At 65.8% G+C, this 13,148-nt stretch carries 8 protein-coding genes and 1 pseudogene; 5 read left to right on the top strand and 4 right to left on the bottom strand.

Annotation, left to right across the window (positions count from 1 at the left end):
* The 5 genes and pseudogenes from ACQEUX_RS19985 to ACQEUX_RS19965 form a co-directional block, all read left to right on the top strand.
* The gene (locus ACQEUX_RS19985) at window positions 1–678 is read left to right on the top strand and encodes a GOLPH3/VPS74 family protein (protein ID WP_433050434.1); all 678 of its coding nucleotides are present in this window, start codon (window positions 1–3) and stop codon (window positions 676–678) included.
* A gap of 26 nt (window positions 679–704) precedes the next feature.
* Window positions 705–1,388: an N-acetyltransferase gene (locus tag ACQEUX_RS19980; protein WP_433050431.1), complete on the top strand. Its 684-nt coding sequence runs from the start codon at window positions 705–707 to the stop codon at window positions 1,386–1,388.
* Between the two features lie 159 nt (window positions 1,389–1,547).
* Entirely contained in the window at window positions 1,548–2,759 is a 1,212-nt protein-coding gene (locus ACQEUX_RS19975) for a hypothetical protein (RefSeq protein WP_433050428.1), read from the top strand.
* A 143-nt stretch (window positions 2,760–2,902) separates the two neighbouring features.
* Complete coding sequence (locus tag ACQEUX_RS19970) at window positions 2,903–3,601, top strand: AfsR/SARP family transcriptional regulator (RefSeq protein ID WP_433050425.1); 699 nt, start codon at window positions 2,903–2,905, stop codon at window positions 3,599–3,601.
* A 322-nt stretch (window positions 3,602–3,923) separates the two neighbouring features.
* Window positions 3,924–4,696: pseudogene (locus tag ACQEUX_RS19965) on the top strand (IS5 family transposase); the annotation flags it as partial.
* Between the two features lie 189 nt (window positions 4,697–4,885).
* Here the strand turns inward: ACQEUX_RS19965 and ACQEUX_RS19960 are convergent.
* From ACQEUX_RS19960 to ACQEUX_RS19945, 4 genes are all read right to left on the bottom strand, one after another.
* The gene (locus ACQEUX_RS19960) at window positions 4,886–6,499 is read right to left on the bottom strand and encodes a protein kinase domain-containing protein (protein WP_433050422.1); all 1,614 of its coding nucleotides are present in this window, start codon (window positions 6,497–6,499) and stop codon (window positions 4,886–4,888) included.
* A 152-nt stretch (window positions 6,500–6,651) separates the two neighbouring features.
* The gene (locus ACQEUX_RS19955) at window positions 6,652–9,867 is read right to left on the bottom strand and encodes a type I restriction endonuclease subunit R (protein WP_433050419.1); all 3,216 of its coding nucleotides are present in this window, start codon (window positions 9,865–9,867) and stop codon (window positions 6,652–6,654) included.
* Window positions 9,867–11,129: a restriction endonuclease subunit S gene (locus tag ACQEUX_RS19950; RefSeq protein WP_433050416.1), complete on the bottom strand. Its 1,263-nt coding sequence runs from the start codon at window positions 11,127–11,129 to the stop codon at window positions 9,867–9,869. The genes ACQEUX_RS19955 and ACQEUX_RS19950 overlap by 1 nt, the downstream gene beginning before the upstream one ends.
* Entirely contained in the window at window positions 11,126–13,108 is a 1,983-nt protein-coding gene (locus tag ACQEUX_RS19945) for a type I restriction-modification system subunit M (RefSeq protein WP_433050413.1), read from the bottom strand. Before ACQEUX_RS19945 ends, ACQEUX_RS19950 begins: the two co-directional genes overlap by 4 nt.
* Window positions 13,109–13,148 lie beyond the last annotated feature (40 nt).

Here is a 13,148-nt window from a genome sequence, read left to right as displayed (position 1 = left end):
ATGACCGCGTCGATTCCGCAACTGCCGCTGCGCGACGAGTTGTTCCTGCTCGGCCACGACGACGACACTGGTCAACCCCACGTCCACCGCCGAGCCCTCGCCCTCGGGATGGCCGGCGCGGTCCTGACCGACCTGTTCCTCGCCGGGCGGATCGCCCTCGATGACGACGGCCGCCCGGGCGGGCACCAGCGGCTGTGGTTGCACCTGGACCGGCCCGTCGGCGACCTGATCGCCGACACCGCCATCGCCTCCGTCCGCTACGCCAACCCCTCCCCGACGCTGCGGGGATGGCTGACCTGGTTCGCCGACGACCTGTACGAACGCACCCGCGCCGGCCTGCACGCCGGCGGGATCTTGCGCCACACCACGCACCGCCGACTCGGCGGCCTGGCCCGCGCCGACCGCTACCTCGTTACCGACACCAAGTGGGCGGTCGTCGCCCGGGCCCGGCTGCGGTACCTCGCCGTCGGCCGCGACCAGCCCGACAACCACACCGCCGCCCTCGCCGGCCTCGTCGCCGTCCTCGGCTTGACCGAACACCTCTACCTCGACGACGACACCGCCGCCCTCACCGCTCAACTGCGGGCTATCGCCGAGCAGCACCACCGGCCGGTACGCGACATCACCACGGCCGTCGACGCCGCCGTCGGTGACCTCGCCACCGCCGCCTACCGCTAACTACTCAAGGACAAGGAGGCCGACCCATGGACGCTGACACGCGCATCCGAGCCGCCCGCTGGGCAGACAAAGACCCCGTCGCCGCGCTGATCGCCGCCGCCCTGCACCCCACCCCCCTGGCCGCATGGCTCATCCCCGACCCGGAACCGCGACGCCGGGTGCTCACCGACGTCCTCGCGATCTGGGTGGAGCACGCCATGTTCTACGGCGACAGCCACGTCACCGACGACCTGACCGCCGCCACCGTCGGGTTCCACCGCTACCGGCCCATCCCACCACCAGCCAACTACCGCAGCCGACTGACCGACGCCGCCGGGCCGCACACCGACCGTTTCGACCAGCTCGACACCCTGCTGTCCGCGTCGCGGCCCACCGAGCCGCACTACCACCTGGCGTTCCTCGCCGTACCCCCCGACGCCCAACGAACAGGGCGGGCGACCGCGATGCTCACCCACCACCGCAGCCGACTCGACCGCATCGACCTGCCCTCCTGGACCGACACCACCACCGACGCCCACACCCTGTACACCCGCCACGGCTACAACCCACGACCAACGATCAACTTGCCCGACGGGCCGACCCTGCAGCCCATGCGCCGCAACCCCGGCCCGCGCCCCGACACCTGGCCCAGCAACCTCGCCCGCCCTGCCGCACCCCGGCCAGATGGCTCTCAACCCGCCAGCAGCAGGCCGGCGATGAGGTCCCGATAGCAGCAATGCCCGCAAAGGTCACGCCCGGAACCCGCCCGGCGACCTGCGTCGTCGTCGTCGCCTTGGGCGACCGCCGCTACCTGGCCAGCTCCCGCCGCACTGTCCAGGCTCGCCGTCACCCCCCGCCCCTGACGCATCTGTCCGAGGAACAAGCAGCCGATGGCCTACCCCCGCAAGTACTCCCACGACTTCATCGACGCCACGATCCAACAGGTGACCGCCCTGCGCGACAGCGGACACCGCGGTCCGATCACCGCCGTCGCCCGCGAGCTCAACCTCGACCGGCGCCTCGTGCAGGAATGGATCAGCAAGACCCGAACCCCCAGCGCTACACCACCGGCCCCACCCGACCCGCCACCGCCTCAGCCCGCCGAGGATCCGGCACCGGCACTCCTACCAGCCGAACTCCTGCATTGCCGCACGTGCCAACAGCCCATGACCAATACCCGTGACGGCAACCGGCTCGTCTACCAGTGCCCGGGTAACTGCCGGCGGCACGGACTCGACGCCGTCGTCGTCGCCGACACCCTCGGTCGGGCGATCCTGCGCCACGCACCCGCCATCGTCACCGCCCCCGGCCAACCCAAGAGCACCAACCTCGCCGCAGCCCAAGCTGGCCGGATCCTCGCCCGCGTCACCGCCGGATCCACCGCCACCGACCTGCGCTTCACCTGGCGCACTGTGCCCGCCCCCACACCCGGCCAACCAGGTCCCGCCTTCGCCGAACGGCTACGATCCGCCCGCGCCCTCGCCGGCACCGACCCGCAGCGCGCCCGAGAAACGCTGCGCGAAGCCCTCGCCACCGCCGACCCGACCACCACCGAACCGACACACGCCGACGCCGCCCACCTCTACGCGGAGTTGCTGACCCGGCTCGGCAACCCGGCAGCGGCCATCCGCTGGGCCGGCTCCGCCCGCCACAGCCGCGCCCACCTGCACGGACCCTCCGCCCGGTCCACCCTCGCCGCCGTCCACACGCTCGCCACCGCCCACCGGCAGGCCGGGCACCACCAGCGCGCCTACCACGCGTACCGACACCTCGCCGACCAACTCACCGCCACCGCCGGACCCGACGCGCACCCCACCCTCGTCATCCAGGCCACCCTCGCCCTCGTCCTGCGCGACCTCGGCCACTGCGGCGCCGCCCGACGCCTCCTCGCCAACACGATCACCGCGCACCGCCGCACTTGCCCCCACCATCCCGCCACCGCCCGCATGCTTCACCACCTGCACGAAATGTGGCAGCACTGCGCACAACGCGAGCACGACCATCCAGACATCGAACTCGGCACCGCAGACGAACAGCGGCAGCACGGCCAGACAGGGGCTAAGAACGTGTGGCGCTCCGTCGGTCACGTTTCTGGCCGCTGAGCGTTCCGCACGAGTTCGGCGGGTTCACGACAGGTCGACAGGATCTGTACCGTGTCAATGATGAGCATCGAGCCCTCGCAGGCGACGCCGAGGGCGGTCACTGGCACCCAGCCATGAACGACTCCCGACCCGGGGACCCTCCCGTGATCAGCCCTGCGGTTGGCGCCGACGCGCACCCGACCGGCGCTTGTGCCACGGGTGACACCCTCGGCCAGCGAGCCAGTGTCGGAGCGAACCGGGTCCGGATCCGGGTGCTCGGCCCACCGACCATCCTCGGCGTCCCCGAGGAGCAGCACGTCCGCCCCCAGGCTTTGGAGTTCCTCGTCTACCTGATCGTGCGGGGAGGGTCGGCCTACCAGCACGAGATCCTCGGCGATCTCCTGCCCGAGCCGCCGCACCGCCTCGCGGCGCAGCGGCTGCACACCTACACCTACAACCTGCGCCAAATCTTCCGCTCCGCCGGCGGGGACAACATCTACCTGCGGCTGCGGCGACACCACTACACCCTCAACACTGAGGTTCTCGACGTCGACCTTTGGGCCATGCGCGAGGCGATGATCGCCGCGCAACGCGGCGCCGACCCCGCAGCCAGCGTCACCGCCTTGCGCCGCGCGGTCGCCGCCTACCACGGGCCACTCGCCGCCGACACCGGATACCTCTGGCTCGCCCGGCACCAGCAAGCGGTAGCCCACGAATTCGTGACCGCGGCCGTGACCCTCGCCGAAGTCCTCGCTGACAGGCCCGCCGAAGCCATCGCCGTCCTCGACGTCGCCGCCCGCCAACACCCGGACAACGCACTCCTCGCTACGGCCGTTGCCAGGATCCGCGATCGGTCAAGCTGACCACCGTCGCCCCAGAGAGCGCCGCTGCCGCGACTGACCAGAGGTTCCCTACACTCCCAAATCGGCTCCTGTCAGATTCTGCGAACGCCTCAATTTTGTGATCTTGAAAGATCCACCCGAAGGGCTGATGAGCAGAACAGGCCAAGGTGCCCCAAAGGAGACATCGGCGGACCCGCTATACCGGGACGGGAGCCCAGGCGGATCTCGCCTGATGCGGCTCTGTCGGACCCCTTAGAGCTGCTAACGAAATGATGTTGGGCGTGTCTTCGGGGCGTGAGGATCGTTCTGACGGAACGTGAGGAGGGGTGCGCAGCCGCCGTGGATCGTCTCGGACGATCTGTGGGCCGAGATCGCTCCGTTGCTGCCACCGCGTCCACCGCGGCGGCACCGCCAGCCCGGGCCCAAGCCGCTGGATGACCGCAAGGTGTTGTGCGGCATCTTGTTCGTGCTGCACACGGCGATCCCGTGGATGTACCTGCCTCAGGAGTTAGGGTTCGGTTCGGGGATGACCTGTTGGCGCAGGTTGCGGGACTGGAACGACGCCGGCGTGTGGCAGCGACTGCACGAGGTTCTGCTCGGCAAGCTGCGGGCCGCCAACCAGCTGGACATGTCTCGGGCGGTGATCGACGGCTCCCACATCCGGGCGCTCAAGGGCGGCCCAAAACCGGTCCGAGCCCGGTTGACCGCCGCAAACCAGGCTCGAAACACCACGTCATCACCGACGCCGGCGGCATCCCTCTCTCCGCTAGCCTGACCGGCGGCAACCACCACGACGTCACCCAGCTCATGCCCCTGGTCGACAAGATCCCCAGAATCAAAGGCATCCGAGGTAGGCCGCGGCAACGACCGCAGCGGCTCTACGCCGACCGCGGCTACGACTACGACCGCTACCGCCGTGAGCTCCGCGCCAAGGGCATCACCCCGGTCATTGCCCGACGCGGCACCGACAACGGGTCAGGACTCGGCACCCTACGCTGGGTCGTCGAGCAGACCATCGCCCTGCTGCACTGGTTCCGCCGCCTACGCATCCGCTGGGAGATCCGCGACGACATCCACGAAGCCTTCCTCACCCTCGCCTGCGCCATCATCTGCTGGCGACGCCGCCCGCCAGGTTGCCGCCCCGCTCTGCCGCAAGCGTCCAGGCGACCGTCTTGTCTGCGGCTCGTTGCAGCGGGTGGCAGCATCGAGAACCGCCGGATCGACTCGCTCGACCAGGCCGCCTCCTGGGGCTGCCCACGTGAGGTCGCAATCCTGGCGGACGCCCTGTAGATCCTTCAGAAGCGTCTATTCGAGGCCAGTCGACGACGCCGTGTCGTCGGTCCACTCGATGCGGGTGAGTAGATCTCGGACCTCCTGCGCGTCCGGGTCGTCCGGGCCACGTACGGAAAGGAGATCTTGGTGGAGCGAACGAAGGACCTCAGCGGCTTCACGTAGCCGATGTTCGGCGAGAAGCATGATACCGATTTGATGGCGTAGCTCCAGCGCCTCCGGGCTACGGCCGTTGCAGTCGCGCCGTACGTCCCTTAGCAGGGCACGGAACCCGGCGAGCGCGGCCTCATTGTCGCCAAGCTCGGCGTGGCAGTACGCGGCCTGTTTTCGGCACTCCAGGACTCGTTCGTCGTGGTCGCCAACTACGCGGGCATAGGCTGCGGCGAGCGCGTCGAAGGCGTCCAGCGCCCGGCGGAAGTCACCGCCGAGGAAGAGGGCCGCCGCCTGAATGCTGCGAAGTTCAAGCACCCGCGGGTGCTCGGTCAATGCCTGGGCGTCTATCGATGAAAGCGCGTCTTCAAGGATGTTGACCGCTTGGGAAAAGCGCTCCTCGTCGATTAGCCCGGTGGCCTGCTCCTCGGCGGCTTCTAATGCGGCGGCGAGCGGGCCAGGCAAGACCTGCCCCTGGCGAGCTGGAGCGGCCGGGGGCGAGGTCCTTTGCGGGCCAGGCTGTGGGGCCATGGGCCGACGCGGGGCAAGTGGGTGCCGATAGGGCCGGGTCGGATCGGGCCGATCCTCTGCCAAAGCTCCACCGTAGTTGCCCGCGCCGGCTCTCGGAGCGCCTGGCACGGGCAGGAACGGGGCGAGCCGATCGAATACCTCCTGAGCCGAGGCGGGACGGTCCTCGGGCGCCTTCTCCAGCAGATCGAGCACAAGTTGCTCGATCGTCTCGTCCACGTCGGGCCGTAGTGCCCGTAGCGGGACCGGCTGTTCGTGTACGTGCTGAAGGGCAGGGTCGCTCGTACCGTCGAAAAGCTTGTTGCCGGTGAGCATTTCGTGCAGTAGGCAGCCCACTGCGTAGAGGTCGCTGCGTGGGCTGACGCCGACGCCGTGGAATTGTTCTGGCGACATATAGTGACGGCTGCCAACGATGCGCCCGGTTTCGGTCAGCCGCGTGACGTCCGTGCCGAGCACCGCGGCGACGCCAAAGTCGAGCACCTTGACATTGCCACCGCTGTCTATCATGACGTTGCTGGGCTTGAGGTCCCGGTGGACCACCGGAATCGCGTGGGCGTACGAGAGCACGGCGCAGACCTGGGCCGCGATGGCGACTGCCCAGTGGGTGGGCAGGGGACCTTCCTCGGAGAGGAGGTCGGCGACGGTGACGCCCCGTACGAACTGCATTACTAGATAGAGCCGCTCGATGTCATCGATGTCTCGGTCGATCGCAGCGTCGTACACCGCCGGCACGCCTGGGTGCTCGATCTTCGCGGTGACCCGAGCCTCGCGGCGGAAGCGGTCGGCGAGTTCCCTGCGCAGCGCGGCGGAGTAGTGGTGCTCGCTGCGGATCTGCTTTATGGCAACCTGGCGGTCGAGGACAGTGTCGTAGCCCAGCCAAACTGTGCCCATGCCGCCACCGTCAAGCAGGCTTACTTCGTACCGGTTGACAATCCGCCGTGGCTGGGACAATGCGCGCTTCCTCCCCGCGATCGTGTGCGACCAGTCTGTCGTGGACGGTCTTTCGCTGTCCATGCCCTCGGCCGGCCGATCCCCGACTGAGGTCGTCGCCAGTGGCCCGCTGGGGCCGCCAGCGGGCCACTGGCGACCAGGACCATGACCGATCAGGCAGCGTTGGAGAGGCCGTGCCGCCGGCGGATCATCCGGTACGCGGCACGCCGTGCCTCCCGAGTCAGCCGCCCCTGGAACTCGTCGTCGGTGAAGAACTTTTCGGTGAACTTGGTGTCAGCCTCGGCCCGCTCGATCATGATGTCGCGGAAGCGGGCGTTGAAGGGCAGCTCGAAGTCGCCCTCGTTGCGGCTGGCCACCGCAGCCTGCTGCAGGTCCGGGTCCTCAGCCGCAGCGACGATTCGCTCCTCGTACTTCAAGCGGTCTGCCTCGCTCAGCCCGAGTCCGTACCGTTCGTTGAACTCCTCAATGATCTCCGACAGCAGGGCTTTGTCTGGATCCTTGGCGGTGCCGGTTCCGCTGGTGTCGAAGCCAGGCAGCAGTTGGGCGCCCTCTGGCTCCAGACTCATGTCGTGGTCGCCGGTCTTGCCCACGCGCAGATGGGTTAGGTCGACCTCGCCGATGTCCACGGCCGGGTCCTGACGGCGAGGCAGCCGGTTGAGCAAGTGCTTGCCGAACAGGTACAGCGCTTCGAGATCATCATCGGTGAACTGCATGACCTGGGAGAGGAAGCCGTACTTGCGGATGAAGTCGGTGAGGTCGGAGCGGAACATCTCGGCCGCGTCCTGGTCCTCGGCGGCGAGCCGCTCGAAGCGCTGCCGCGCCGGGTCGGTGAGCTGGTACAGGGCGGCATGACGGCGATCCCAGCTACGGGCGGGCGGCTGCCCGGCGCCCGAGGTGCCGAGTGCGGGCTGTGCCTTCAGATACGCCAGCGCGAACTCCAGCAGCTCAGACTCGACCAGGACCTGGTGGTCCATGACTACCCGCTGAGCCGAGTAGAGCAGGTTCGGGTCGCTCGGGGCGGCGCGGGCCTCCTCGAAGTACGGCTTGAAAGCGGCCTGGATGTCCTCGGCCTCATTGGCGAAGTCCAGCACGAACAGGTCGTCCTGGCTCTTCAACGGGTGGGTGCGGTTGAGCCGGGACAGGGTCTGCACGGCGGCGACCCCGGCGAGTGGCTTCTCCACGTACATGCTGGTGAGCAGCGGCTGGTCGAACCCGGTCTGATACTTGTCCGCGACTACAAGGAAGCGGTACTCGGCACGCGCCGGCGCTCCGCCCGGCTTGCCAGTACGGGCGGCCGCGTACGGGTCGTCGGCGCGGGTGTAGGCGAACGCATCCGGCAGCTCCTTAACTGAGATACCGTTCAGCCCGGCTTCGGTCACTTTGACCTTGTCCACCTCTAGCTCGTTCGAGAACGCGACCAGGACTCCGTACTCCGGGCAGCCCAGGTCGTCGGTGGCCTTGAGTAGCGCGTGGTACATCCGCACGGCGCTCTCCCGAGAGCGGGTCACCACCATTGCCTTGGCCCGGCCGCCGAGCCGTTCTGCGGCCCGGGTCTGGAAGTGGTGGACGATCACCTCGGCGTGGGCGCTAAGGGTGGCGGGGTTGAGGTAGACCAGCCGGGCCAGCTGCGCGCCGGCCTTGCTCGGATTGACCTCAATCTCCTCCGCGCCCTCCTTGGCCACCCGCCAGTACGTCTTGTAAGTGGTGTAGTTGCGAAGCACATCGAGGATGAAGCCCTCCTCGATCGCCTGCCGCATCGAGTAGATGTGGAACGCCCGCATCTCATCCGTGGCCGGGTCGTGTACGCCCCACTTGTTCAGGGTCTTCTGTTTTGGCGTGGCGGTGAACGCGAAGTAGGACACGTTCGGGCTCTGCTGCCGGGCCATCGCGGACGAGATCAGCGGCTCGCTGTCCTCGTCATCGGTCTGCTCGGCGCCCTTGCCGCTCAACACTTTGCTCAGCTTGCTGACCGAATCGCCGGAGTGCCCGGAGTGCGCCTCGTCCACGATCACGGCGACGCGCTTGTCTTTCAGGCTGCTGACGCCGGTTAACACGTATGGAAAGGTTTGTACCGTCACGATGACGATCTTCGTAGCGGTGTTGGTGAGCGCGGCGGCGACCTCGGAGGACTTCGAACCGCCGGAGCCGGTGATCAGTTCGACGACGCCCGGGGTGTGGTCGAACTGATAGATCGTGTCCTGGAGCTGCTTGTCCAGCACCTCCCGGTCGGTCACCACCACGATCTTGTGGAACACCGGCTTGTTCGGCTCGATTCTTCCTGCCGCGACCGCCTCCGGATCGAGCGCCCATGGCTCGGCCGACCCGTGCAGGGTGGAGAGCCGGTGGGCGAGCCAGCCGATCGTGTTCGACTTGCCCGAGCCGGCGGAGTGCATCACCAGGTAGTTGTTGCCCGAGCCGTGCCGGGCAGCGTGCGCGGTAAGCTCACGCACCGCGTGCCACTGGTGATAGCGGGGAAAGATCAGCGTACGGTCGTGAACGCTGGTCCGGCCGTTGCCGTTACCGCGGCCTTTGGCCTTGGCCGACTTCGGATCCTCCACGTGCAGGAACCGCTTGAGCAGGTCCAGCCAGCTATCCGGCTGCCACACCTGTTCCCAGAGGTACGACGTGCGGTAGGCGGGACCGCCATCGACGGCGACCGGCGGATTGCCGGCTCCGCCTGAGTTGCCGGGGCCAGCCGTGCCCTGATTGAGCGGCAGGAACGCCGTCCTATCCCCACGCAGGCGGGTGGTCAGGAACACCGCGTCCTCGTCCACCGCGAAGTGGACCAGGGCACGCCGGGCGAAGAACAACTCCTTGGGATCGCGGTCCTTCCGGTACTGCTTCTTGGCGTCCTCGACGGTTTGCGGGTGCTGACTGGCCGAGCTTTTCAATTCTGCGGTGGCGACCGGGATCCCGTTGACGAACAGTGTCAGGTCGACGGACTCCTGGGGCGTCGCGACCGAGAAGCGCAGTTGCCGGGTCACCGACAGCCGGTTGCGTCGGTAGTTGTCGAGGGCATCCCCGGCTACCGTGTGCGCCGGCCGGAAGTACGCCAGCCGGATCCGTACGCCCCGGTCCTTCACGCCGTTGCGCAGTACGTCGAGCACTCCCCGTTCGTCGATCTCCCGCGCTAGGAACCGCACGAACTGCTGCTGCGTCACGTCCGGGTCGCCACCCGCGTACGCAATCAGGGTCTGCCAGGCGTCGATCTGGGTCGCCCCGATGAACTCGAATAGGTGGCCCGCGTCCAGCCCAACCTCCCGCCGGTACGACTCCCGATCGCCCGGCAGCCATCCCAATGCGAGCAGCGACGAGACGACTTCGTTCTCGAACGCCTCTTCCGTCAGTATCCGAATCCCGTCGGCCATCACACATCCACCCCCTGCGTGATCGTCACGTCAATCTGCCCGGTAACTGCGGCCGTAATAAGCGCCTGCCGCCGCTCGACGAGTGCGTCTTCCTGTTGTTTCAACTTTTCTAACAAGCTGTCGATTGTGCCAATTTGGGTATCCAATATGTCCACGCGCTGTGACTGCTCGCGTAAGGGAATCCGGGGAATGCGCATTTGCTTCATTGCCCCCACGTTGAAGTGGGATTGGATTGTGCCCACGGAGTGCTCGTCGATATGTTGCCGAGCATGGCTAGAGTTTAAAAAGTACTCCGTGAAGCGCGGGTTCAAGTCACGACTCAGCCTGATGATCACCAGATCGATGCAGTTCGCTCGGTCAAATTCTTGAGGAACGACGACAGTCGCGCCGGCCTGCCCCGTCCGGACTACCACCAGGTCGCCTTTCCGTAACTGCGACTTGCGATAGAGTGAATGACCTTCATTGCTGATGTGAACCATGTTGTCGGTTACTATCCGACCAGGCTGAATATTTACCCCTCGAAGTGCGGGAACGCCGCCGTGATCGACGTACCAAGCTGCGGGCGTTACGACGATCCCGACAGTGACTTCTTGGACCAAATACTTCAATGGCACCATACTGGACCTGATCGAATCAGTAGTCAGGCCTAGTCCCTGTTCGATTGCTCGCTCACGCTTCAGAAGCAGCAGGTTTGTCATTCGATGCCGTAACTGTCGCAGTCGATCGATGCGGATTAGCTCAGCGTCGAGGAAGTCGGCAATCCGGCGCTGCTCCTTCCTTGGTGGCAAAGGTACGGGAAGCTTCTTGATGTCCCTTTGAAACAGGTGAGGAACACCCATGCCGTCCTTGAGGGAATCTATAAGTCCTTGAGTAGCGGAGCTTGCAATGACATATCGAAGGAACCCTGGGTGGATATCGAAAGATCTCAGGACGGCGATTGAACCGTTGATCGTGGCCGGGCGAGGTAAATCACGCACAATATTGACGATGCCTAAGGTGTTTCCGTCCTTGGCCAATAGAACATCGCCGACGGATAGCTTCAGTTCTGGCGATTCTTCGTATCGATGCTCCGAGATGTAGTTAACGTTATCGAAGTCGATTTGGCTTGTTTTGATGTTTGGCGTCGCCAAAAACACATGGCCGTCTGGCTGATACTCGGAAGCCGTTAAAGCTTTCCAGCCGATTCGCGCGTTCACCGTCGCAACACGGTCGATACGAGAGAGGCCCCAGTGGTCGGGAGTCTGTGTGAATGCTTCGATCACCTTGTCACCTCGCCTAGGAGGGCCTGAATCTCGGCTTCCAGCGTCTTGAGTTCAGCATCGATCTCGGCGAGTGGGCGGGGGGGCTTGTAGACATAGAAGTGACGGGTGAAGGGGATCTCGTAGCCGACCTTGGTTTTGGTGTGGTCGACCCAGGCGTCCGGGACGTGCGGCAGTACCTCGCGCTCGACGTACGCATCGATGTCCTCGTTCAGCGGTACGTTCTCGTTATCGCGCAGCTCCGGGTCAGGCTCGGGGGCGCCCTTTAGTAGTTGCACCTCACCCTCGGGGTCGCGCACGCCGACGATGTCGCGAAGCACCTTCTGGAACGGCGCTCCGGTGGGCCAGAGCATGCCCGCTTCGGCCATGCTCGTGCGGAGCGCGGCCCAGGCAGCCTTCTTGGTCGGCCACACCGAGCCAAGTAAGGGCTTGATCGCACCCTCGAACGCCTCGGCGCCAACTAGCTTCTGGATCGCCTTCGACTCGCGTACCTGGGTCAGGGTCTCCTCGGTGACCTCGAAGCGGAGCTTGAGTGAGCGTTCGATGGTGATGCGGTGGTAGCCGAATTCGCGGTTGCTGAAGATCTTCACCTTGCCGTGCAGCTCGTGCTCGGGGTCAACGGCGATGGTCGGCGCGTCCGCGTACATGCGCATGATCTCGTCGATCTGCTTCTGGTCGATCATCTTGCGCTTGTCGCCGAGCGACTTACGCATCTTGACCCAGTAGTCGCGGGCGTCGATCAGCATGACCTTGCCCTTGTGGATAGCGGCCTTGCGGTTGGTGAGGATCCAGAAGTAGGTCGAGATGCCGGTGTTGTAGAAGAGCTGGTCGGGCAGGGCGACGATTGCCTCCAGCCAGTCGTTCTCCAGGATCCAGCGGCGGATCTCCGATTCGCCCGACTCGGCGGCGCCGGTGAAGAGCGGCGATCCGTTGAAGACGATCGCGAGCCGGCAGCCGCCCTCGCTGACCGGCCTCATCTTCGAGATCATGTGCTGGAGGAAGAGCAGCGAGCCGTCGTTGATCCGGGGCAGCCCGGCACCGAAACGGCCGTTGAAGCCTCGATCCTCGTGCTCGTCTTTGATGTGCTGCTGGACCTTCTTCCACTCCACGCCAAAGGGCGGATTGGAGAGCATGTAGTCGAATGTACGGTGCGGAAGCTGATCGTCGCTGAACGAGTTGCCTAGTCTGATGTTATCGACGTCCTGATTTTTGATCATGAGGTCGGAACGGCAGATGGCCCAGGACTCCGCGTTGAGTTCCTGGCCGAAGGCGTACACCTTGGCGCTTTTGTTGTGGCGTCGGATGAACTCCTCGGCGCCAGTGAGCATGCCGCCGGTGCCGCACGCCGGGTCGTACACCGTACGAGATGCGCTTGGCACTTTGAACTCGTCCAGGTCTGGAGCGATGAGTAGTCCGGCCATCAGATCGATAACCTCACGCGGGGTGAAGTGCTCACCGGCGGTCTCATTGGAGGCTTCCGCGAACTTCCGAATCAGCTCCTCGAAGGCGTAGCCCATATCCCGGTTCTCCACCACGTCCGGGTGCAGGTCGAAGGCGGCGAACCGGGCGACGACCAAGTGGAGCAGCTTGGCTTCGGCGAGCGTGGCCACCTGTTCGGCAAACTTGTAACGGTCGAAGACCTCGCGGGCGTTCTCCGAGAACCCGTTGACGTAGCTCATCAGGTTCATCGCGGCGTCGTCCGGCGCATCTGCGACCGCTTCTAGGGTGAGTTCGGTGATGTTGTAGAAGCTGTGTCCCGCCCGTTTGGGTAGGAATGGTGCGGGGTCAAGGTTCTTGGCCTCCCACTTGGCCTTCTCCTCCAGCACTGCGTCCCGGGTCGGCTCGAGCACGCATTCCAAGCGGCGCAGCACCGTGAACGGCAGGATAACCTTGCCGTAGTCGGCGCGCTTGAAGTCGCCTCGCAACAGGTCGGCGACCTGCCAGATGAAGTTCGCCAGATTCTTCGGTGTGGTGTCGCTCACCGGGGTGGTCCTCTCGGTTACGTGCGCTTCAAGGTGCGGC

It is taken from the genome of Micromonospora sp. CA-259024, assembly GCF_050936255.1.
Taxonomy (GTDB): domain Bacteria; phylum Actinomycetota; class Actinomycetes; order Mycobacteriales; family Micromonosporaceae; genus Micromonospora.
This window is presented reverse-complemented; position numbering and strand designations above follow the sequence as displayed.

What these genes read in the sequence shown, in the direction of transcription:
- ACQEUX_RS19985 (WP_433050434.1), top strand. Translation starts at nt 1, where the DNA reads ATGACCGCGTCGATTCCGCAACTGCCGCTGCGCGACGAGTTGTTCCTG.
- ACQEUX_RS19955 (WP_433050419.1), bottom strand. Translation starts at nt 9,867, where the DNA reads ATGGCCGACGGGATTCGGATACTGACGGAAGAGGCGTTCGAGAACGAA.
- ACQEUX_RS19980 (WP_433050431.1), top strand. Translation starts at nt 705, where the DNA reads ATGGACGCTGACACGCGCATCCGAGCCGCCCGCTGGGCAGACAAAGAC.
- ACQEUX_RS19975 (WP_433050428.1), top strand. Translation starts at nt 1,548, where the DNA reads ATGGCCTACCCCCGCAAGTACTCCCACGACTTCATCGACGCCACGATC.